Annotated in this window: 1 protein-coding gene (cut by a window edge); it reads right to left on the minus strand. The window is 66.7% G+C overall.

The annotated features are described in order from the left end of the window. Positions 1-25,604, minus strand: the 3' portion of a protein-coding gene (locus CO669_RS36535; protein WP_097661302.1) for a tandem-95 repeat protein. The gene runs 8,191 nt beyond the window's last position; the window shows 25,604 of its 33,795 coding nt (coding positions 8,192-33,795); the start codon falls outside the window, past its right edge; its stop codon occupies positions 1-3.

Genomic DNA, 25,604 nt, shown 5'->3' on the forward strand with positions numbered 1-25,604 from the left:
TCAGGCGAAATAGTCCATCGGATGCGTCGCCGCGTCCTTGCGCCAGGTGAGGTCTGCGGCGCCCGCATTGGTGCCGAACGCGGACATCTCCTGCCGCATCAGCGCGAGCAGCGCCGGAGCCTGGTCCGTCCCCACGCCGTTCGCGACCTGTCCCACCCAACTGTCCGCGTCTCCGCCAAGGTGCGACGGACCGGCGGCGCCCGCCGCTGCGTCCGGCCCCGTCATCGCATCCATCGCGCGCCAGAACTGCTCGCCGATCGAGGGCGCGGGATCTGCGGACAGGATTGCGAGTGCCGAGGCCAGCGTTTGCGCCGAGCTCGCGGCGTTCGCGTCGGCGGCGGCGAGCGGTTGCGGCGCCGTCGCCTGCGTCAATACGGCATCGGCATAGTCCATCGTGCGCCCGTCGGCCCGGGTGTAGCTGCCGCGATTGACGATCACGGTGCTGCCGAACTCCCAGGATCCTTCCGTCGCCGATGCCGCCAGATCGATCGAGCGCACCCCTGCCGCGGCCAGCGACAGGATCTCGCCGTCCTCAACTGTGCCGTCAGCATTGCGGTCCTGCCACAGATTGAAGTCGGAGAAGCGAATGTCGCCGGCCGACAGCATTCCGTCGCGATTGCTGTCGAAGGCGCGCAGCCCTTCAAGATCGGAACGGGCACCTGCCACGTCGTCGGCGAAGCTCAGCTCCGAGATGCCGCTCACGGTTCCGTTGCGGTCGCGATCGAGGAACAGGAAGGCTTCCGTGGTCCCGATCCAGCTGGTGTCGTCGGCGGTGCCGGTGCCATCGATGTCGAACCGCGCCGAGGACTGGCTGGCCGTCGTGGTCTCCACACCCCGCCCGTCGAGATCGAGGATGATTGGCGCTGCCAGTGTAACGGTCTCGCCGTTGCGGAAGATGAGCCTTTCGATGCTGGTGAGCGTGTCGACGCCGTCGCTGCCATTCGCCGTGGAATTGTCGGTGACCTGAACCGACCCCGCCGACGTGACGATCGAATAAGTCGACATCACACCGTTGTAGTAGGCGGTGTCGGTGCCGTTGCCGCCGTTGATCGTGTCGTTGCCGGCCATGCCCCAGAACGAGTCATCGCCGTCATTGCCGTTGAGCGTGTCGGTGCCGATGCCGCCGGCCAGACGGTCCGCGGCAGCGCCGCCGGTGATGACGTCGTTTCCACCGGCGCCATAGATGCTGTTCGGAGCAACCGCGTCACCGGTCAGCGTCTCGGAGCTGGCGGTCCCCACCACCCAACCCTCGAAGGCATTCGTGATGGTGAGGCTGACGGTGGCGGTCGCCGTCGCGACGCCATCGCTGATCGTATAGGTGAAGCTGTCGGCCCCCTCGTAACCGAAATCGGGTGTATAGCTGACGCCTTGCCCGTCGATGACAACGGTGCCCTTGGGCGGCGCGCCGACCGAGACGATGGTCAGATTGTCGCCGTCGATATCCGTGTCGTTGGCGAGCAGGCTTGCGCGCGCGATGGCGAGCGTGTCGCCATGAGTGACCGAGAACGGACCGTCATTGGCCGCGACCGGCTTGTCGTTGACGGGTGTGATCGTCAGGGTGAACACGTCGCTGGCCGTGAGCGAGCCGTCGCTGGCGGTGACCTTGATGTCGATCGCCCCATTGAAGTTGAGCGGCGGGGTGCCGGCGAACCTGGTGCCGGTTAGCGTCAGCCAGGACGGCAGCGGGCTGCCATCCGCCAGCGTAGCGGTATAGGTGAGCGCATTGCCGTCGGGATCGGTGAAACGGCCGGCCGGGATCGTGTAGGAGATCGCGGTATCCTCCGCCGAATTGACGTCGGATAGCGGCACCGAAACCACGGGCGCATCATTCACCGGCGTGACGGTCAGCGTAAAGATATCGCTCGCGGTCAGCGCGCCGTCGCGGGCGGTGACCTTGATGCTGACCGTGCCGTTGTAGTTCGCCGGCGGCGTGCCGGTGAAAGTGGTGCCGTCGAAGGAGAGCCAGGCCGGCAGCGCGGCGCCGGTGGACAGAGTCGCGGTATAGGTCAGCGTATCGCCGTCGACATCGGTGAAGCTGCCGGGCGGGATCGCAATCGCCAGCGGCGTATCCTCCGGCGACGTCACGTCAGGCAGCGGCACGGACAGCACCGGCGCGTCGTTCTTCGGCGTGATGTTGAGGGTGAAGACGTCGCTGGCCGAGAGCGAGCCGTCGCTCGCGGTGACCCGGATGTCGATGGCGCCGTTGAAGTTGAGCGGCGGGGTGCCGGTGAACTTGGTGCCGGTCAGCGTCAGCCAGGACGGCAGCGGGCTGCCATCCGCCAATGTCGCCGAATAGGTCAACGTGTTGCCGTCGGGATCGGTGAAGCGGCCGGCCGGGATCGTGTAGGAGATCGCGGTATCCTCCGCCGAATTGACGTCGGACAGCGGCACCGCGACCACCGGCGCGTCGTTCACCGGCGTGATGGTCAGCGCAAAGGTGTCGCTGACCGCCAGCGCGCCGTCACGCGCCGTGACCTTGATGTTGAGCGTACCGTTGTAGTTCGCCGGCGGCGTGCCGGTGAAAGTGGTGCCGTCGAAGCTAAGCCAGGCCGGCAGCGCAGCGCCGGTCGAGAGCGTCGCGGCGTAGGTCAGCATATCGCCGTCGACATCGGTGAAGCTGCCGGCGGGAAGCGCGATCGACAGCGGCGTATCTTCCGGCGACGTCACGTCAGGCAGCGGCACGGACAGCACCGGCGCATCGTTCTTCGGTGTGATGTTGAGGGTGAAGACGTCGCTGGCCGAGAGCGACCCGTCGCTCGCGGTGACCCGGATGTCGATGGAACCGTTGAAGTTCAGCGGCGGCGTGCCGGCGAACTTGGTGCCGGTCAGCGTCAGCCAGGACGGCAGCGGGCTGCCGTCGGCCAAGGTCGCCGAATAGGTCAGCGCGTTGCCGTCGACGTCGGTGAAACGCCCGGTGGGGATGGTGTAGGACACCGCGGCATCTTCGGCCGAGCTGACGTCGGACAGCGGCACCGACAGCACCGGCGCGTCGTTCACCGGCGTGATCGTCAGCACGAAGATGTCGCTGGCCGACAGCGCACCGTCGCTGGCCGTGACCTTGATGCTGACCGTGCCGTTGAAATTCGCCGGCGGCGTGCCGGTGAAGTTCGTGCCGTCGAAGGCAAGCCAGGTCGGCAACGCAGCGCCGCTGGAGAGCACCGCCGTATAGGTCAGCCGGTTGCCGTTGGCGTCGGTGAAGCTGCCGGCCGGGATTGCGACCGAGACGGCGGTATCTTCCGGCGAGGAAACGTCGGGCAGCGGGATCGAGACCACCGGCGCGTTGTTCACCGACGGGATCGTCAGGCGGAACACGTCGCTCACCGTGAGCGACCCGTCGCTCGCCGTGACCTTGATGTCGATCGCACCGGTGTAGTTGGTCGGCGGCGTGCCGGTGAGGGTGGCGCCGTCGAAGGCGAGCCAAGACGGCAGCGCGCTGCCGTCGGACAGCGTTGCCGTCAGGGTCAGCGCGTCGCCGTCGAGATCGGTGAAGCTGCCAGCCGGGACCGGGATGGTGACACGGACGTTCTTCGGCGAGACGATATCGGCCAGCGGCTGCGCCAGCGCCGGTGCGTCGTTCACCGGCGAGATGGTCAGGCGGAACACATCGCTCACGCTGAGCGTGCCGTCGCTGGCGACGACCTTGATGTCGATCGCGCCGCTATAATTCGACGGCGGGGTACCCGTGAATGTCGTGCCGTCGAAACTGAGCCAGGTCGGCAGCGCACTGCCGTCGGCGAGCGTCGCGGCATAGGTCAGCGCGTCGCCGTCGACATCCGCAAAGCTGCCGGCCGGGATCGTGATCGACACCGGAGTATCCTCCGGCGACGACACATCCGCCAGCGCCTGCGCCACGACCGGCGCATCGTTCACCGGCGTGATGGTCACGCGGAAGACGTCGCTTGCTGCGCGCGCGCCGTCGCTGGCTGTGACCAGGATATCGAAGCTGCCGTTGAAGTTCGCCGGCGGCGTGCCGGTGAAATTCGTGCCGTCGAAGGCGAGCCAGGACGGCAGCGCACTGCCGTCGGATAGCGTCGCCGAATAGGTCAACGGATCGCCATTGGGATCGGTGAAGCTGCCGGCGGGGATCGCGATCGCGAGCGGCGCGTCCTCGGACGAGGACACATCGGCCAGCGGCACCGACAGTTCCGGCGCCTGGTTGACCGGGGCGATCGACACCAGCAGCTCCCGCACGGTCTGCACCGTGCCGTCGGTCGCTGCGATCTCGAGCTGGATCGTGCCGTTGAAATTGGCGGGCGGATCGCCGCTCAGCAGCCGCGCCTGCGGATCGTATTGCAGCCAGGCCGGCAGCGCCGTGCCACCCTTGCCGCGGATCTCGACCAGCAGCGCGTCGCCGTCGACGTCACTGACGAAGCCGGCCGGCAGAGTCACGCTGAAGCGCTGATCCTCGATGCCCTTGAGTACGGGAACCGCGGAGATGACCGGCGCGTCGTTGACCGCCGCCACGTTGATGTTGACCCGCGTCGTCGCGCTCAGGCCGGTCGAATCCTCGATCTCGTAATCGAACCACGCCGGTCCGTTGAAATCGGCATTCGGCGTGATCCGGAGCTGGCCGAAGCCGAGATCGGTGACCGCCACGCCCGAGGTCGCGACGATCCGGGTCAGCACGAACGCCTGCTGGTCGGCATCGCTGTCATTGGCCAGGAGCTGGCTCGCAAACAGCGTCAGCGGCGAATCCTCACGCATGTCGAGCGTATCAGGGCGCGCGACCGGGGCATCGGCGACCGGCAGCACGTTGATCGTGACAGTGGTCGAGACCGCGAAATCCTGCTCGTTCTTGACCGAATAGTGCAGCACCAGCTCGCCGTTGAAGTTGGTGGCCGGCGTCACGCGATACTTGCCGTTCGCGAGCAGTTCGGCGCCTTCGAGCCCGACGAAGGTCAGGGTCGATCCCTCGGGCGTGACGTCGTTCGCCATCAGCGCGGCGGGGTCGATGTCGATGAAGCCATCCTCGAGCACCTCGAAGCCGGCATCCGACACCGGGATCGGCAGCGGCACGTCGGGCGCGACCAGCAGCGTCACGAAGCCGACGCTGGAGGCGCCATGGCTGTCGGTGACGCGGTAGTGGAAGCCGGCATCGCCGATATAGCCGGCATTCGGCGTGAAGACCGCGGTCGAACCGACACGAACCACCGTGCCCTGGTCGCCGTCGAACACCTCGACGATCTCGAAGCTGTCGCCTTCGACGTCGCGGTCGTTGGCGATCAGCGCGGCGAAGTCGATGGTGATGGCCTGGTCCTGGGTAGTCCTGAACACACCCAGGGGATCGTTGGCCGTCCCGGCTCCGTCCGGATTGGCGATCGGCGCATCGTCCACGGCAGCGACGTTGAACGTCACGGTCCCGGTCGAGGTCTTGCGTCCGTCGGAGATCGTGTAGCTGAAATTGACCGCACCGCTGATGTTCTCGTTCGGCACGAACTGCCAGCGTCCGTCGGGGAGCTCGACGATGCGGCCGTTGCCGGCGCTGCGCGAGAGCGACTGGAACGTGATGGTGTCGCCGTCGGCGTCGCTGTCGTTGCCAAGCAGATCGGCGGTCGTGAACTCGAACGGCGTGTCCTCGACCGTCTCGAACACGTCGGTCGCGGCGATCGGCGCGTGGTTGGTTGAGGCGACGTTGACCTTGACCTTGCCCGTGCTCGATCCGTTGGTGTCGTCGGTCACGATGTACTCGAACGTCGCCACGCCCTCGAAATTGTGGTCGGGCGTGAACACGATACGGGTGCCGTCGAAGCTGACGGTGCCATGCGAGGCGTTGGCAACGTCGACGAAGCGGATCGGGTTGTTGTCGACGTCGTAGTCGTTGGCGAGCAACGTCGCCGGATCGATCAGCAGCGGCGTGTCCTCGATCGCCGCGACAGTGTCCTCGACCGTGGTCGGCGGATCGTTGACGGCGGCGACGTGCACGATGGCCGAGCCGGTCGAAGGACCTTCGTGGTCGTCGGTCACGACATAGCTGAAGCCGTCATCGCCGGAGAAGGCATCCGCCGGCGTGTAGACGACGAAGGCCCCGGAATTGCCGTCGAGACGCTGGCTCAACGTCGCGCTCTGGCTGTCGCCACCGAGCGACCGCGTGAAGCGGATGTCGAGATTCGCAGCGAACGCCAGCGGCACGTCGCCCGAGAGCGCGCCGGTTGCGCTGTCGATCGTGAGCCAGCCCGGCAGCGCCGAGCCGTCCGCGAGCGTCGCGCTCCAGACCGCACCTTCGAGCTGGCCGAGGCCGGCCGGCGGCGCGATATTGGCATGGGCGAGCTCGATGACGAGCGAGCCGTTGGCCGGCTGCCCCAGCGACAGGATGCGCAGCGCATCGCGGTCGCGGTCGAAATCGTTGTGCAGCAGGTCGGTCACCGCAAAGCGCGTGGACTGACCCTCGCGTCCCGTCAGATTGTCGACCGCTGTGTCCGGCCGCTCGCGCGTCGGCTTCACGTCGTAGAAGATCAGCGCCGGAGTACCGGACACGCCGCCCTTCTCGTCGGTGGCGTCATAGCTCAGCACCACCGTGCCGTTGAAGTCGGTGGGAACGGTGACGTTGATCTGCCCGGGCGAGACGACCGTCGAGGCCGGGAACGGCGCGATCTTGAAGGTGTCGTCGACCACGGCCTCGGTGATGATCGACATCGCCGGATGGCCGTTGCCGGCGGCGATATCGAGGCGCACCGGCACGGCGCCGACCCAGTTGGCCGGCGGCATGCCGGAGAAGCTGAAGGTGGCGGGGTCGAAACTCAGCCAGTCCGGGAGCGGCGCGCCGCTCTCGCGGGTCGCGGTGATGGCACCGGCGCCCTTCAGGTCGAGCGCGAACAGGCCCTGGCCGGCGAAATAGGAATCGCCTTCCAGCGCGTGGTTGATCGCCGTCATCTGGCTTGCGAGGTCGCCGTGCGGGTCGACCACGAACTCCAGCGTGAAGCCGCGATTGCTCGACGCATAGGTCCCGTCGGGAAGCACGCGTGGCGCCGGCGTGAACACGACCTGCAGCCGTGCCAGCTGCGCATCCGCATCCGGCGCGAAACCGCTCAGGCTGACCGTGCGCGTCGCGGCGTCGAAGGACAGCCAGTCCGGCAACGGACGGCCGCCGATGATCGAGGCCGAAACCGTCCCGCTCCTGGTGTCGAGCAGCGCGAGCTGGCTGTCATAGGTGACGCCGGCCGGCAGCGCCGCCGGATCCAGCGTCATGCTGTCGGTGAAGGTCCTGGGATTGCCGCCGCCTGCGGCCGGATGAGAGAAGGTGAGCTGGACGCTGATCGGATCCGTCGTCCCCTCGGGCGGCGTTCCCGTGAACTGCAGCGTCTGGGCGTTGAAGCTGAGCCAGGACGGCAGCACGGAGCCATCGGCGAGCTTCGCCGTGACGGTCGTGTCCGCATCGAGATCGGAGGCATCGAATTCGTAATCGACCGCAAAGGCAGAGCGGATCTCGTAGCCCTTGAGGACGTCGGTCCTGGCATCGAAGCCACCCGAGATTTCGCCTGCCGTCAGCTCGAACCGGGTGTTGAAGATCCGTCCATTGGAGGGATCGCGCAGCCAGACGTCGACGGAGAGCGGGTCCATTCCGGCCGGCGGCGATCCTGCGAACCGCATGGTGGCGGGATCGAACTGCAGCCAGGCCGGCAGCGCCGAGCCGTCGGCCAGGGCCGCGCTGACCTCGTAACCAGCCGACAGATAGCGATGGTCGACCACGCCGAGCACGGTGGAGCGCTTGAAGAACAGCACGTCGCCGTCCGCGTCGATGTCGTTGCCGAACGCCTCGCCGGGGATCACGAACAGCGGACCGTCTTCCAGGCCGCTGACATAATCGTTGCGCAGGATCGGAGCTTCGTTGCGCGGCAGCACCGTGATCGCGACATAGGCGGTCGAGGTGCCGCCATGGCCGTCGCTGATCGTGTACTGGAAGCCGGCGGCGCCGTTGTAGTCCGGCGTCGGACGGAACTCGATCATGCCGTCGTCGCGCAGGCGCACCTTACCGCCATCGGCGAACCGGGCGATGCTGTCGAGCACCAGCGTGTCACCGTTCTCGTCGGTGTCGTTGGCCAGGATCGTCGCCGGGTCGATCACGAGGATCTGGTCCTCGAGCGTCCGGTAGCCGTAGTCGTTATAGGCCTTCGGCGGGTCGTTGAGCGGCTTGACCTTGAAGTCATAGGTCAGCGTCGCCGCCGCGCCGCGCGCATCGATCACGTCGTATTCAATGCTCGCCTGTCCGAGGGAGGCCGGCGTGAAGGTGATGGTGCCGGTCGCCTGGTCGAACACCAGGGTGCCATTGTTGGCGGGGTTGTCGTCGAGACCGCCGTGCAGACCGACGAAGGTGAAGCCGTCGCCCTCGATGTCGTAGGTGTTGGCCAAGAGGTCGGCGACCGTGACGGTGGTATCCTGGCCGAGGCGGATCCAGCGATAGGTGTCGCGATCGCGCGGTGCGTCGTTGACCGGGGAGATCGAGATCTCGACCTTGGCGGTCGAGGTCGCGCCGCTGGCGTCGGCCAGCGTGTAGACGAACCCAGCCGCGCCGAAATAGTCCGGACGCAGCTTGAACTGGATATAGTCGCCATCCAGCCGCGCGCTCACGTTGCTGGCTTCGAACTGGTAGTCGTTGTCCTTGTAGCCGTCGATCGCATGCCCGGAAATGTTGGTCAGCGGCGCAATCGAAACGATGTGCAAGCCTTCGAGACCCGCATCGCCATCGACGTCGAAATCGTTGGCGAGCAGCGTGTCGATCCGGATCCGCAGGATCTGGTCCTCGACGGCATAGACCAGCGGATCATCCACCGCCGTCGGCGCGTCGTTGACCGGCGCGAGATCGACCTCGACCCGGGCCGTGGACTCGCGGCCGAACTGGTCGCGGACGGTGTAGTTGAAGAAGGCATCGCCGTTGTAGTTCGGCGTGCCCAGGAATTCGATCTTGCCGTCCTCGCGCACGCGCACGGTGCCGTTCACGGCATTGCCGACGCCGGCGAGCGTCAGGTTGACCGCGCTGTCGGCGTCGTTGGCGAACAGGGTCGCCGGATCGATCACCACCGGCTCGTCCTCGACGCCGAGATGCACGATGTCGTCGGCGGCATTGAAGCGGCCGAGCTGCTGCAGCTGGTCGATGCGGTCGCGATTCCAGACCGTGCCGTTGGCGAACACGACCTCCTCGATGCCGCTCTGGGCGCCGAGGAAGTGGTCGGTCACGCGCACGGTGTCGATCAGGAAGCCGTCCTGCCGCTCGAATTCGAGCAGGAGGTCGTTGCCCTCGCGGATGACGGAGACGTCCTTCGGCGCGATCGCCGACGACAGCACCAGGCGGTCGGTATCGGTCTCTGCGCCCTGCTCGGCGATGACGTCCTGGCCGTCGTCGAAGCCGAAAACATAGGTATCCGAGCCGGCCCCGCCGGCGATGGCGTCGTTGCCGCGCAGGCCCTGGAACCGATCGTCGCCGGCGCCGCCGGTGAACTGGTCGTTCCAAAGCGACCCGACCAGCATCTCGATCGAGGTGAGCTGATCTCCGGCCGCCTCGCCGGCGGTGCCGAGGCCCGTCGCCAGATTGACCGCGACGCCCTCGTCGGCACGGCTGTAATCGGCGATGTCGAAGCCGCCGCGTCCGTCGATGATGTCGGCGCCACGGCCGCCCCTGATACGGTTGTCGCCGCCGTCACCCCTGATCGTGTCGTCCTGATACGAGCCCTGGACGATCTCGATTCCAGAGAAGGTATCGCCGAGCGCATCGCCGCCGCCGGCGGCGCCGTTGGCCATGTCGACGGTGACACCTTCGGTCGACAGCGTGTAGTCGGCCGTGTCAATGCCATCGCCGCCGATCAGCTGATCCGCACCGCGACCGCCGATCAGGGTGTCGTCGCCGGCATTGCCGATCAGAATGTCGTTGCCGCGGCCGCCCGACAGGATGTTGGCGAGCAGATCGCCTTCCAGCGTGTCGTCGGCATCGCTGCCGGTCAGGTTCTGGATATTGGTCAGCACATCGCCTTCGGCGTCGCCGCCATGGGCGGTGGCTGACGCCAGCGAGATCGACACGCCGGTCGCGCCAAAACTGTAGTCGGCCGTGTTGTTGCCGAGGCCGCCGTCGAGCACATCGGCTCCCGCCCCGCCGGTCAGGACGTCGTCGCCCGCGCCGCCGAGCAGGATGTCGTTGCCGCCGCGGCCCTCCAGGATGTCGTTGCCGTCACGGCCTTCGAGCCGGTTGTCGCCGGCATCGCCGCCGAGCTGATCGGCATATTGCGAGCCGATCAGCGCCTCGACGCCGATATAGACGTCGCCTTGGGCATAGCCGCCCTGGCCGACGCGCGACTCGAGGTCGGCGCGCACCAGGAAGTCGGAGTTCTCGAAGCTGACGGTGTCGTAGCCGTCGCCGCCCGTGATGCGGTCGGCGCCGTCGCCGGCGTCGATCCAGTCGTCGCCGGCTCCTGCATCGATCTGATCGTCGCCGCTGCCGGCCTCGATCCGGTCGTTGCCGCCGCCACCCAGCACGAAGTCGTTGCCGCCGAGCGCCTGGATCAGGTCCGCGCCCTCGGTGCCGACGAGGTAGTCGGCCTTCGCCGTCCCGCGCAGCAGACCGTTATAGCTGTCGGCCACCGACGCCATCGCAAAGCCGGTGTCGGTCGCGCCATCGGTATCGGCGATCCGGTATTCGACCGCGACCTGGCCGGTGAAGCCGGCCGCGAAGTGCACGACGATGAACTTCTCGCCGTTCCAGTCGACCACCTCCGCGGTGCCGCGCGGCACGCGCTGGCCGAGCGCGAGCGCATCCGCGTCATAGACGCCGTCGACGCCGACGAAGGTCGGGCGGGCGCGGTTCGGATTGTCAAGATCGTCGTCGATCACGCCGTCGCCGTCGTGGTCGGCCTGCTCGATGTCGTAGTCGTTCTTCAAGAGATCGGTGACGCGCAGCACCAGCGGTGCGTCGAGCGGCGTGACGAAGCCCTCGTCCTGGCCGACGGTCGGATCGTCGTTGCTCGGGACGATGATGATGTCGACATAGCCTTCCGCCGAGCCGTCGGCGTCGTCTGTCACCCCGTAGACGAAGCCTGAGCTCTGGCTCGCGTCCCGGTTCGGCGTGAACACGAGGTTGCCGTCGGCATCGAACTCGATGGTGCCGTTCAGCTTCTGGCCGGCATCGCCGCCGAACACCAGCGCATCCAGCGTCGTCGACAGCCGCCAGCCCAGGAAGCGCAGCGGGTCGCGGTCCACGTCCGTGTCGTTGGCGAGCAGTGCCGAAATCGGAATGACGGTCGGGATATCCTCGTTGACATAGATGACGTCGCGATGCGCGACCGGCGGCGCGTCGCCGACGTTCTCGAACCACATCGTGACGGTGGCGCCGTCGACCGCGCCCTCGTTGTCGCGGACGAGATAGCTGAACGACGCCTCGCCCCAAAAATCGGCATCCGGCGTGAAGATGATCGTGCCGTGGTCGGTGACCTCGATATCGCCATGCACCGCGTTGCCGGCGCTCTCGAACTGCACCGCGAAGCCTTCGATGTCGCTGTCGTTCTTGAGCAGATCGATGATCGGGATCTCGATCGAATGGTCTTCCGTGCCGCGCAGGATCGGCAGGCTCTGGTCGGTATAGCTGTCGTTACGGGCATCCGGCAGGTCGTTGACCGGCTGATAGGCCAGCGTCGCGCGGGCCCAGGCGGTTCCGCCGTGACCGTCGTCGACCTGATATTCGAACCAGGCATCGCCGTTGAAATTGGGCGTCGGCGTGAACAGGACGGTGTTGTTCTCGAGCAGAACTGCGTTGCCGCCATGGCTGTTGCGGACGGCGGTGAGCGTCATGGTCTCGCCGTCGTGCTCGATGTCGTTGGCGAGCAGCCGATCGGCACCGATCACGATCGGGTTGTCCTCGCGGATCGGATCGCCGTTGTCGGTGGTCTCGAACCGGTCGTCATGCAGCTCCGGCGGGTCGTTGACCGGCGTGACCGTGAAGTTGACCCGGCCCGTCGAAGTCGCCCCGCTGGGATCTGCGACGACATAGTCGAAATGCGCGCTGCCCCAGAAATAGGCGCGCGGGGTCACGTGGATCAGGCCGTCGGCGCCGATCGCCACGGTGACGTCCGCATTGGAGATCACCGACTGCACCGAGAGCCCGTCGTGATCGATGTCGGTGTCGTTGGCGGTCAGCGCGCCCGGATCGAGCGTGAAGGCGGTGCTTTCGAGCGTCGCATCGACGGTATCGTCATGCGCCACCGGGGCATCGTTGACCGCGGTGACCTGGATCGTCACCTTGGCCTCGGCCCGGCCGCCTTCGGGCGTGTTCGCGACATAGCTGAACTCGGCGGTGCCGTTGAAATTGGCGTTCGGCGTGAAAGTGATGTTGCCGTCGCTGGCCAGCGCCACCGTCCCGTTGACGGCCTGATAGACCTGACCGACGATCATGCGGTCGCCGTCGAGGTCGTTGGCCAGGAGCCGCTCGACGCGGATCACCAGTGAGCCGTCCTCGGCGACGGTAAAGCCCGTATCCGGATAGGCGGTCGCGACCGGGCGCACCTTGAGATCGACCGAGGCCGTGGCAAAGCCGTTATGGCCATCGGAGATCGTGTAGCTGATCGAGGCGGAGCCGTAATATCCGTTGGTCGCGGTGTAGTGGATGTTGCCCTGGGCATCGATCGTGGCAACGCCGGAACTGCCGGCATCGACGCCGACGATGGTCAGCGCATCGCCGTCGGCGTCGAAGTCGTTGCGAAGCAGGTCGGTCGCCTTGATGACGAGCTCGACGCCTGTCGTGACCGAGAAGAAGCCGTCACCGAGGGCGGTCGGGGCGCGGTTGCCGAGCAGCTCGCGCAGCGTCTCCTTGGTCCAGACCACGCCGTCGGCGAAGACGTAGCTCTCGATGCCCTTGGCGTCGGTCGAGAGCGCATCGAACACGGTCAGGCTGTCGGCACTGTTGCCGGTGAAGCGGATGACGACGGCGTCCGAGCCGCGATAGAGCTGCTCGACATGGGCTTCGGCCGAGGTGAAACCCGCAATCTGGATCCGGTCGGTGCCGCCCGTTCCGGAATCGACGACCGTGTCGTTGCCGGCCCCGCGCCCGAACAGATAGAGATCGTCGCCGGCAGCGCCCGAGAGCAGATCGTTGCCCGCCCGCGCGGCGAAGGTGTCGTTGCCGTCGAAGCCGTAGACGTTGTCGTTGCCGCTGCCGTCGATATCCGACAGCGCGCGGGCGCGCATCGCGTCGCGATTCCAGACCGTGCCGTCGGCGAAACGGACCGACAGGCCGAACGCCGGATTGTTGGACGGACTGAGGGCGTCGATCAGCACCACGCGGTCGCCCGCCCCCGCAAAGGAGAGCACGAGATCGTTGCTGTCGGGACCGGCGCGGACGGCGGAGACGACATCGGCGACGTTGTAGTCGGTCAGGCTCAGGACGTCCGTGCCCTTGCCGACCGCGTTGATGCGGTCGTCGCCGTCGCCGCGGCGATAGAGATAGGTGTCGTTGCCGTAGCCGCCGTCGACGAGGTCGTTGCCCTTGCCGCCCATCAGCGTATCGGCGCCGTCGGTGCCGATGATGATGTCGTTGCCGTCGGTGGTGAGGCTGGCGAGGATCGCCAGTTTCATGTCGGCGACGGTGTATTGCGTGCCGTCGGCGAGCGCGATCGTCTCGACCCCGGCGGAGTTGGCGGCGAGCGCGTCGACGATGACGATCTGGTCGGTCGTGCCGGCAAAACGGATCGCGACGTCGTCGCTGTCGGCGGCGATGCGGTGGAAGCTGACCTCCGCGGCGGTGTAGCCGCTGATCTCGAGGCGATCGGCCGCGGACGAGGCCTTGTCGTTGACGACATCGCTGCCGTCGCCACGGGCGAAGCGGTAGGTGTCGTTGCCGGCACCGCCCGACAGATGGTCGTTGCCGAGACCGCCGATCATGACGTTGTTGCCGGCATCACCGGTGAGCACGTCGTCGGCAAAGCTCGGCGCGCGCGCGATCAGATCGCTCGTTCCCCACACCGTGCCATCGGCAAAGCGGATCGATTCGATGCCGCCTGCGCCAAGCGCGCCCTCGAGGGTGATGCGCGCGCCGGTCGACTTGACGATCAGCGTGAAATCGGCCCCGTCCTCGCTCTGCGACACCGTGATGTCGTCGGGGACGATATCGGCCGCCAGCAGCAGCGTGTCGTTGCCGGATGTATCGGCAATGCGATCGTGGCCGCCATGCGCCGCGAAGCGGTAGGTGTCGTCGCCGGCACCGCCTTCGAGGCGGTCGTTGCCGGTGCCGCCGTCGAGGTCGTCGGCGCCGCCATTGCCGATCAGCAGGTCGTCGCCGGCGCCGCCCGCCAGCGTATTGTCGAGCTCGTCGCCGCGAATGACGTCGTCGCCATCGGTCGCCGCGCGGGCAAGCGCGATCAGGGTCGGCGCGGTCCAGACCGTGCCGTCGGCGAAGGTGACGCGCGAGACGCCCATGCCCGGCGTCGCCGGAGATCCGAGATCGACCCGGTCACCGCTGCCGATGATTTCGAGCACCAGATTGGCAGGCCCCCGCACGACGCGGATGTCGCTCGCAAGGATGCCGGCCGCGAAGCTCAGCGTGTTGGTGCCCGAGGTGTCGAGAATGACGTCCTGGCCGTCGCCGCGGGCGAACACATAGGTGTCGTCACCGCCGGCTCCCTGCAGCACATCATTGCCGGTGCCGCCGATCAGCGTATCGGCCCCCGCGCTGCCTTGCAGGGTGTCGTTCCCCGCCTTGCCGTCGAGGGTGACGGAGTTGCCCTGGAAGCTTGCGGGAACCGCGAGCACGTCGTCGGCGCCCGATCCCTGCAGGGATCGCGTCAGCACGTCGTTCCAGGTCCAATTGGTGCCGTCGGCAAAGGCGATCGTCTCGATGGCGCTGGCGCCGTCGAGCGCGCCGGTCACGCGAATCCGGCCCCCCTCGTTGTTGATCCGCAATTCGACGTCGCGGCCGATCTGCACGACGCTGACGTCGGCCGCCGCGATTCCAGCTGCGAATTCCAGGCGGTCGCTGCCGCCGAGATCGGAGATGCTGTCGCGGCCGTCGCCGCGCGCGAAGCGGTAGACGTCCGCGCCGGTGCCGCCGGACAGCTGATCGTCGCCCAGGCCGCCCTCGAACAGGTCGATGTCGGTCGTAAAGCTGCCGTCGCCGTAGCCGGTGATGACGTCATCGCCGGAGCCGCCGGACATGATGTCGCTGCCGCCGCCGCCGATGATCTGGTCGTTGCCTTCCTGGCCCGCGATCAAATCATTGCCGAGGCCGCCGTCGATCACATCGTTGTCGGCGCCACCGGCCAGCCGGTCATTGCCGCCGAAGCCGCTGATGACGTCATTGCCGCCATTGCCGAAGATGCGGTCGTCGAGCGCGCTGCCGTTGAGGACATGGCCGGCATCGTCGTCGTTGATGCTGATCGAATTGTCGATCGCGATCGGAACGCCGTCGAAATTGGCCGCGGTCAGCGTCGTGGCATTGACGCCGAGCAGGCGTACCAGCTCCTGGTCGGGCCCGGAACTGGCCCGCATCATGACGACCGCATCGCTGCCCGATCGCGCCAGGAAGATGCTGCCGCCCTCGAACGGATTTGGATTGCTCGTCATCAGGCGGATGACGTCGCCGCCGGCGCCCGCCTGGAAATCGGTGATGACGTCGGCGACGACCGGCGCCGCGCCCTGCCGCACCGGCAGGTAGTAATAAGTGTCGCGCCCGGCGCCGCCGGTCAGCGTGTCGACGGAGCTGTCGGCGGAAATGTCGCCGAACTGATCGTTGCCGGCACCGCCGGACAGGGTGTCGGCCCCCTCGCCGCCCCTCAGGTAATCGTCGCCTGTGCCGCCGGTGAGCACATCATCAGACGCACCGCCGGCCAGGAAATCGCCGGTGACGGCGACATCCTCGACCAGACGGCCGCGCACGTCGGCCAGCGACAGCGTCACTCCGTCGGCTGCAATCTCGAAGGCGTCGACGAGATCGGCGACGCCGCTGCCGAGACCATTGCGCACGATGATGCGGTCGGCGCTTCCGGCGAAGCGGATGACCAGGTCCTGGCCGACCGCGCCGAAGCGGATCTGCGACAGGCCATAGCCTTCGATCCGCAACGTATCGTTCGTCGCGTCGCCGCCGTCGGTGATCGTGTCGTTGCCGTCGCCGAGCGCGAACACGTAGGTGTCGGCACCGGTGCCGCCCGACAGCGCATCGCTGCCGAGGCCGCCGACAAGACGATCGTCTCCCGTCCCGCCATTGAGCGCGTCGTCGCCGGCGCCGCCGAGCAGCAAATCGTTGCCGCCGAGGCCGGCGAGATTGTCGTTGCCGCCGCGCCCGTCGAGACGGTTGGCGTCGCTGGTTCCGGTCATGGCGTCGGCGACGTCCTCGCCGATATACGACTGGTCCCTCAGGTCGTTCAGCGACCAGACGGTGCCGTCGGCGAAGGCAATGCTTTCGATGACGTTGCCCGTATTCGCGATCACATCGGTGAGCTTGAGCTCTTCGCCGGTGTCGCGAATCCGCAGGACGAAGCTGCGCCCGTCCGGCGAGGTGACCTTGATGTCGCCGGGCGCGACGCCGGCACCTATCTCGACGCGGTCGGTCCCGCCGGTGTCGGTGAGCGTGTCGCTGCCGTCGCCGCGGCCCCAACGATAGACATCGTCGCCTTGTCCGCCATTCAGCGTGTCGTTGCCGGTGCCACCGACCAGAATGTCGGCGCCGTTGGCTCCGGTCAGGATGTCATCGCCGGCTTCGCCGAGCAGCGTGGCCGCGCCGAAGGCGATCAGGTTGTCGTTGCCCGCTCCGCCCGCGAGGGTCTCGCCGTTCGTGGTGCCGAGGATGATGTCGGCGCCCGCAGTCGACGTCTTCCAGCGCGCCGCGATGTCGGCGAAAGTCCAGACGGTGCCGTCGGCAAAGGTAAATGTCTCGATGGCCCTGCCGTCGCTGGCCGAGCCGTTGTTGATGGTGATGCGGTCGTCGCTGTTGCGGAAGGTGACGACGAGCGTCGAGGAATTGCCGACCAGCGCGACCTTGACGTCGGCGGGGCTGATGCCGGCGCCGAATTCAATCCGGTCGGTTCCATTCGCGTCGGTGATGGTGTCCTGACCATCGCCGGCCGCGAAGCGATAGACGTCGTTGCCCTGGCCGTCGACCAGATTGTCGTTACCCTTGCCGCCGACCAGGATGTCGTTGCCGGCATCGCCGTTGATGGTGTCGTTGCCGCCATTGCCGTTCAGCGTATCGTTGCCGTTGCCTCCGGAGATCACATCGTCGCCGGCACCGCCGCGGATGAGATCGTCGCCGTCGAGGCCGGACAGGACGTCGTTGCCGATCGCCGAGCTCGGAACGGCTTGCGTACGCGTGAGGCTGACATTGTCGAGGGAGGCGCCGACGCCGTCCTGGTTGCCGGTGCCGCGGAAGCTGAGCTGATTGGTGCCGGCGGCTGCCGTCACCAGAACGCTGGAGCGCACCATCGCGGGGCCGGTGCTGTTGAAGCTCGCGACCACCGTGCCGTTCCACAGCACGTCGAACGAGCCGTTCCAGTCCCAGGTGCGGTTGGCGTGGTCGAACTGCAGCAGGAGCGTCTCGCCCTCGGTGAGACCGGTCACATCCTGTGCGATCTGAACGTTGGTGCCGCCAGAGCCCGTCCCGTCGAGATCGAGCCAGTAATTGCCGTTGGTCGCGGTGACGCCATTGTAGCCGGACGTCATCTGCTCGATGCCCAGCGTCGTCCCCGGCTGCGTGCTGTTGATCCGGCTCCAGCCCGGCAACGTCGTTGCCGAATAGCCCCAGCTTTGCGGGCTGGCATCTGCGGCAAGCTGCTCGAAGCTGCCGTTGACGAGCAGGTTGGCGCCGACCGGCTGCCACTGCACCGATCCGCCGCCGTTGATGTCGTCCGCGCCGGCCGTGCCGGTCAGGTTATCGCTGCCGGCGGTACCGACCATCTGCGCGCCGGAGGCCGAACTCGTGATCGTGGGCCGGTTCGAATAGGTCAGTTGCGCCTCGATGTCGGCGGCGCTCCACACTGTGCCGTCGGCAAAACGGACCTGCGAGATCACGGCATCGTGGGCATAGCGCGAGACCCAGACGCGATCTTCACTGCCGGCAATGGACAGATAGTAATTGCCCGAGAGATCGGAGGCGTCCGACAGGACTCTCACCTGCGCCGGATCGATCGTCGCATCGAACTCGATGACGTTGACATCCGAGCCGTGGACGGAATCGTTGATCCAGTCCTCACCGAAGCCGGCAGAGAAGCGGTAGGTATCGCTGCCGAGGTCGCCATACAACTGGTCGGAGCCGGTCCCTCCGACCAGGACGTCGCCACCGTCATAGCCGATCAGGGTGTCGTTGCCCCCGCCCCCTTCGATGACGTCGGCGTTGATCGAGCCATACATGGTATCGTTGGTCGCGCCTCCGACGATCGGAATGCCGCCTTGATAGGGATGCTCGATCAGGCTCCAGCGCGCCCTGATGTCGTTGGAATTCCAGACCGTGCCGTCGGCAAACGTGATGTCGAAGTCGGCGGAGCCGAAGCCGCCGCCCCAGGTGATGCGGTTTTCGGTCCCCGCGACGCGCAGGATCACGTCGGCATAGGTAATGTCGCCGTTATAGCCGGCCTCGTGCTCGATGATGATGTCGCTGGACGAGATGGAGGCGTCGAAGACGATGTGGTTGACCTCGGAGCCCCACTCGTAGATCTGATCCTGGCCGAAGCCGGCCGAGAAGCGGTAGGTGTCGGCTCCCTGGTTGCCCTGCATCTGGTCGTCGCCGGTGCCGCCGTCCAGGATATCGTCCCCGGTGGAGCCGTTGAGGATGTCGTCGCCGCCAAAGCCCTTGAGGGTGGACGCGACGCCGTAATTGGGCTCGAGCTTGTCGGAGCCGCTGGTTCCGAAAACGTCGGTGCCCTGGTCGCCCTGCAAGTTGACGCCCAGCCACGGCGCGGCGAGCGAGGCCATGTCGTCATATGTCCAGATCGTGCCGTCCGCGAAATGGATCTCGGTGGTCGCATGCAGCCCGTTCAGCATGATCTGGTCGGTGCTGCCGTCGATCGTCAGCAACATGCTCGGCGGGTAACCGTCTCCCTCGAAGGTGAGATGGACATCCGCCGCGGCAATCGTTGCGTCGAACTCGATGACGTCGGTGTCGTCCGCATAGTACGGCGTGACGTAAACCGTGTCCGAGCCAAATCCAGCCGAGAAGCGATAGATGTCGTTGCCGTAGCCCGCGTCCATCTCGTCGTGGCCGGCACCGCCGATCAGGATGTCGGCGCCGTCGCCACCGTTCAGGATATCGTTGCCGGCGCCGCCGATGATGGTTTCGTTTCCGGCGTCGCCGTCGATACGGTCGTCCAAGGCGGTGCCGGTCAGCGTCTGATCGGTCGTGTCGCCCTGGATCACGCTGCCCGGCAGCGCCACGGCGGCGGCAACGAGCTGGTCGCGGGTCCAGATCGTCCCGTCGTCGAAACGGACCTCATCGACACCGGCGGTTTCATCGGCATAGGCGCTGCCGATCGTGATGGAATCGTCCGAGTTGACCGATCTCAGGATCAAATCGCCGTACTGCGAGAAATAGACGGCAATGTCGGAGACCGCGATGGTGGAATCGAAAACGATCGCGTTGGTCGCGCCAGCGTCGCGGAAATCGTTGATGACATCGTTGCCGAAACCGGAGGAGAAACGATAGGTGTCCGAGCCGGTATCGCCGATCAGAAGATCGCTGCCTGCGCCGCCATCGAGGATGTCGTCGCCTTCCGCGCCCCACAGGAAATCGTCGCCGGCACTGCCGGTCAACGTATCGTTGCCGCCACCTCCATTGAGGGAATCGCCGTAGGACGTGCCGATCAGCGTGTCGTCCGAGATCGCACCCTGCACGTTGATGCCGGGCGCCGGCACCGCGGCGTTGATGATGTCCGCCAGCGTCCAGGTCGTCCCGTCCGCGAAGCGGATGCCGGCAATGCTCTGATAGGGATCGGTCGCCAGCGTGTATCGGACCTCGATGACGTCCTCGGTGCCCTTTACGTGCACCAGCAAGTCGTCGGTGAGACCGCCGCCCTCATACCGGTCATAGGGACGCAGCAGCTCGATGTCGTCAGGAGTCAGGCTGGAATCGAACTCGATCCAGTCGAGGCCGATATCGCCGGTGTCGATCGTGTCGTGGCCGAAGCCAGCCGAGAACCGATAGACGTCGGCGCCCGCGCCACCGGACAGGAGATCATTGCCGGTCCCGCCGCTCAGGGTGTCAGCGCCGTCGCTGCCATAGAGGCGATCGTTACCCGCGCCGCCGAGGAGCGTATCGTCGCTGCCATGGCCTTCGAGCAGGTCGTCCTTCGCCGATCCGTTCAGCGGGTTCGGAATCGGCATATTCGACGGGGAGATGGACGTGTTGTCGGGGATGCTGACGGCGCGGGCCAGCATCTGCTGCCTGTCGAGCACGGTGCCGTCGGCGAAACGGATCTGCTGAATCGTATCGAGATCGGCGATCGTGATCCGGTCGTCGCTGCCGGCAAAGCGCAGCCGGGCCTGACCGAAATCGGAGTTGCCGTTGCCGTCGGTCGAAACATAGGCTTCCAGCACGAAATCGTCGATCGAGAGCGAGGAATCGAACTCGATGACGTTGTTGCCGCCGTTCGAGGTCGATTCGTCGATCGTGTCCTGGCCGAAGCCCGCGGAGAACCGGTAGGTGTCCGCGCCGGCACCGCCAGTCAGCAGATCGTTGCCGGCGCCGCCGGTCAGGACGTCGTTATAGGCGCTGCCCGTCAACTGATCGTAGCCGCCGCGGCCATCCAATATGGCGCCAGTCGCATAGGCTGACGCATTGAGGAATTCGGCGGCGTCGGTCCCGACGATGCCGTTGCCGAGCACCGCTCCGATCTGGGTCAGTCCGCTGCGGTCGTTGGCGTCGGCCAGAGCGAGCATGTCGGTGTAGTTGAGCGTGCTGCCGTCGGCGAAGCGCAGCAGCTCGATCCGGCTCCAGTCGGTATCGATGCCTCGCTGGACCGTGATCCTGTCCTCGGTCCCCACGATGGCGATGATCAGATCCTGACCGTTGCTGGCGCGCGTCAACGAGAGGTCGGCGGCGGTGATGCCGGCCCCGAACAGAATCGTGTCGTTACCGTAGTTCCAGTCGCTGATGACGTCCTGGCCGTCGCCGCGGTTGAACACATAGGTGTCGTTGCCGGTGCCGCCCCGCATCCAGTCATTGCCGGTGCCGCCGATCAGGATATCATCGCCGTCGCGGCCATCCAGGATCGTGTCGTCGCCGGCACCGCCCGATATCGTATTGGCGAACTGGTCCCCGGCAAAAATGTCGTCGCCGCTGGTCGGCGCCAGCGAGCGGTCGAGCAGTTGCGCATAGCTGAGCGTGCTGCCGTCGCTGAAGCGCAGCAACTCGATCCGGCTCCAATCGGTATCGATACCGCGCTGGATCGTGATCTTGTCTTCGGTTCCCGCGATGGCGATGACCAGGTCCTGGCCGCTATTGGCCTGCGTCACCACCACATCGGCGGCCGTGATGCCGGCACCGAGCTGGATGGTGTCGTTGCCGTAATTCCAGTCGCTGATGGTGTCCTGACCGTCACCCCGGTTGAAAACATAGGTGTCGTTGCCGCTGCCGCCACGCAGCCAATCGTTGCCGACCCCGCCGATCAGGGTATCGTCGCCTTCACGGGCATCCGAGATCGTGTCGTTGCCGACCCCGCCCGAGATCGTGTTGGCAAACTGGTCGCCTGCGAACGTGTCGTTGCCGACCGTCGGCATCAGCGACCGATCGACCATCTGCGTGTAGCTGAGCGTGCTGCCGTCACTGAACCGCAGCTGCTCGATCCGGTTGTAGTCGGCGCTGAGGCCGCGCTCGATCGTGATCTTGTCTTCGGTCCCAACGATGGTGATGACGAGGTCCTGGCCGCTGTTGCCTTGCGTGACAACGACGTCGGCGGCCGTGATGCCGGCACCGAACTGGATGGTGTCAGTCCCGTAGTTCCAATCGCTGATGGTGTCCTGACCGTCCCCGCGGTTGAACACATAGGTGTCGTTGCCGCCGCCGCCGCGCAGCCAGTCGTTGCCGGTCCCGCCCGTCAGGGTGTCGTTGCCGTCACGGGCATCCGCCACCGTATCGTTGCCGGCGCCGCCCGACAGCGTGTTGGCCGAATTGTCGCCGTTGAGCGTGTCGTCGCCCCAACCGCCTTGAACGGGGGTCGCACCGGTGGCGGCCAAGGTCTGGTTGGCGACCACGGTGAACGCAGCACCGGCAAAATTGACGCTGGTGAGGCTCGCCGGCGAGACATTGTCCAGCCGCAACAGCAGCCGCGCGTCGGCAAAGCTCTGCGTGCCCTGCTCCGCGAAATAGATCAGCGTGTCGGAGCCGGCCGCGCGCGCCAGCAGCGTCCCGGACATTCCCTCGGCGATGGCGATGTTGAGACTGTCGCCGGCGTCGCCGCTCTTGAAATTGGTGACGACGTCGACCCGATCACCCCAACGCGACAGCGGCACGAACACGTCGTATCTGTTCTGGGCGGCTGCACCGGCGAGCTCCCGCGCGAACAGGCCCGAGCCGATCTGCTCGACCGTCCCGACCGTCGACGGATCGACGCCGGAGCCTTGCAGAGTGGCGACCGAGAGGATCTGGACCCGCTGGTCGTTGGTCGCGCCGCCCGTGGCCGCGCCAAAGCCGTACCAGACGTCGGAATCGCCTCCGAAAAGGCTGCCGACGACGTCATAGGTCTTACGTCCGATCAGCGTGCCATCGACGTTGTAGCTGAAGGTCTTGCTGGCCGCGTCCCAGCTGATGACGACATCGTGCCAGGCCGCATCCTCGAGCTGGCTGAAGTCGTGCCGCGGATCGAAATTGTCGTCGCCGGTCTGGCCGTTGACGACGAACTGGCTGAAATCGGTCGCCTGCCCCCAGGTGTCGAAAATGATGCCGAACGAGCCGGAGACCAGCGCGCCCATGCCGCCGCCGCCCGACCCCGTCAGCTCGCTTGCGCTCTTGTTCTGGACGGCGAAGGACAGGCCGTCGGCGCCGCCCTCGTTGGCGCCGAAGAACATCTTCGTGGTCCAGACCACGTTCTGCGCGAGGTCGATGCTGCCCCAGACCGCACCGGCCCTGCTGCCGACTTCCGGCGTCAATTGATAGGTGCCGCTGCCGAGCTCACTGGCGGAGCCGACCACGGCAAGGCCGGTGGTCGGCCGCGAGACGGCGTCGTAACGGGCAAGGCCGATAGTCGAGGATCCCTGCGATCCTCCGCCGCCGGAGCCCGAGCCTGCGCCCGCGAACACCGGGTCGGCGAACGGATCCGCCGACGGATTGCTCGGATGCAGCACGTGCTCGGCCGCGTCGGGCGTGAGCGCACGCGCGAGCAGTGTCGCCGCGCTCCATTGCGTGCCGTCGTTGAAGCGTACGACGTCGATCGGCGGCGCGCTCGCGATGGCCTGGCCGACGATCGTCAGCCGGTCGTCGCTGCCGACGAAGCGCAGCACGAGATCGTTGCCGTCCCTGACGACCACGACGTCGCTCGGCACGATCCCGCTGTTCAGGCGCAGCGTGTCGCTGGAGGTGGTTGCGTTCGCGGCCTCGCGGATGGTGTCGCGGCCATAGCCACGGCCGAAGACGTAGGTGGTGTCGCCGATGCCGCCGGCGAGCACGTCGTCGCCCGCGCCGCCGTCGAGGGTGACCGCGACGTCGAGCTGCGGACCGAAATCGATGGAATCGGCGCCCGCACCGGTCGACGCCGCCGCGTGCGAGACGATGTCGGCGAGCTGCCAGACCGTACCGTCGGCGAACTCGAACTGCTCGATCCCATAGTCGGTCGCGCTGTTGCCGGCGCGGAACATGTCCTTGATCGTCAGGCGGTCGTCGCTGCCGACGAGGCCGATCACGAGGTCGTTCGGCCCGACCGAGAGGAAGCGGATATCGCTCGGCAGGATACCGGCCGCGAAATGGACCTTGTCGACCTTGGACGCATCGCTGGTCTCGACATCGGCGATCGTGTCCTGTCCGTCGCCGCGGCCGAAATAATAGAGATCGGCGCCGCTGCCGCCTTCGAGCAGATCGTCGCCCTTGCCGCCGGTGATGACGTCGGCACCGCGTCCGCCTTCGAGGTGGTCGTTGCCGAGACCGCCGGAGATCGCCGTGCCGATGTCGGGACTGGCGAGATCGGAGGGAACGATGATGTGGTCGTCGCGGTCGGTCGAGGCGATCGCAGCGGCCAGGGTCCGGTAGCTGAGGCTGCGGCCGTCGGCAAAGACCACTTTCGCGATCACAGGATCGATGTCGCCGTCGGGATCGACCAGCGTGACGCGGTCGTCGGTGCCGTTGATCGACAGCACGATGTTGCCGTCGGCATCCCGCGTCGCGACGATGTCCTCCAGTGCGATACCGGCGCCGAAGACCAGCGTTCCCTTGCCGTCGGCCGAACCGTTGCTCTCGATGCGATCCTGCCCGTCGCCGCGTCCGAACCGGTAGACGTCGTCGCCGCCGCCGCCGACGATGACGTCATCGCCCGCGCCGCCGCTGAACGTCTCGCTGCGTGCGGAGCCGACGATGCGGTCGTCCTGCCAGGTCCCGAAATCGGCCGCCATGTCGCGGAGCTGGTCGAGCGTGAACGAGGTGCCGTCGCTGAAGCGAACCGCGTCGACGCCGTTCCAACCCCAGACGTAGCGCAGCACGATCTGATCGGTCGAGTCAGCGAAGGACAGCACCAGCTCGTTCCGCGCCGGGTCGATCTGCGAGACGCGCAGCTCGTCGGGCCGGTAGCCGGTGATGGCGAGCGTGTCGTTGCCGGAGGCGTCGTCGATCACGTCGCGGCCGTCGCCGCGCGTGAAATTATAGGTGTCGTCGCCGGCCCCGCCGCTCAGCAGGTCGTCTCCCGCGCCGCCGGCGATGATGTCCGCACGGCCGCTGCCGACGATGATGTCGCTTCCCGCGCTCGACTGCCCCGCGATCGCCGCCTGCACCAGCGCGGCGCCGCTCCAGGTGACGCCGTTGGCGAATTCGATGTTCGGCAGGCTGCCGTTGCCAAGCGCGCCCCGGACGATCAGCTGGCTTCCCGACGAGAAGGAGACGATGAGGTCGGTCGAGTCGGTCGCGACCAGCCGTACCGTGGCATCGCTGGAAGCGTAGGCCGAGAACACGACGGTCGCGCTGGTCACGCCAGGAGGCATCTCGACGCTGTCGATGCCTTCCGAGGCGCCGATGACGACGTGGGAATCCTGAGCCAGGATGAGGCGGTCGTGGCCGGCGCCGGGATGCAGCGTGCTGGCGGCCGGCAGCTCCCGGAGGTCGACGAGGTCCTGGCTGGCGTTCGACAGGCCGTCGCGGATGATGCCGCGCACGTCCTCGATCGACAGCGTGGTGCCGTCGGCGAAAACGAAGCTCTCGACCGGCCTTGCGCTATAGCCGGACAAAATGGCGAGCCGGTCGGTGCCGTTGCCGATCGAGATCAGCAGATCGCCGTCGATGTTGCTGAAATGGACGAGGTCGGAGGTAATGCCTTCGCCGAACACGACCTTGTCGACGCCGCCGGCGTCGTCAACGCTGTCACTGCCGTCGCCGATGCCGAACTTGTAGGTGTCGTTGCCGAATCCGCCCTCGAGCGCGTCCTGGCCGGCCCCGCCCGACAGCGTATCGTTGCGATTGTCGAAGCCGATCAGATGGTCGTCGCCGGCGGTGCCGGTCAGCATGCGATCGATGATGG

This window comes from Bradyrhizobium sp. Y36, assembly GCF_002531575.1.
Taxonomy (GTDB): Bacteria; Pseudomonadota; Alphaproteobacteria; order Rhizobiales; family Xanthobacteraceae; genus Bradyrhizobium.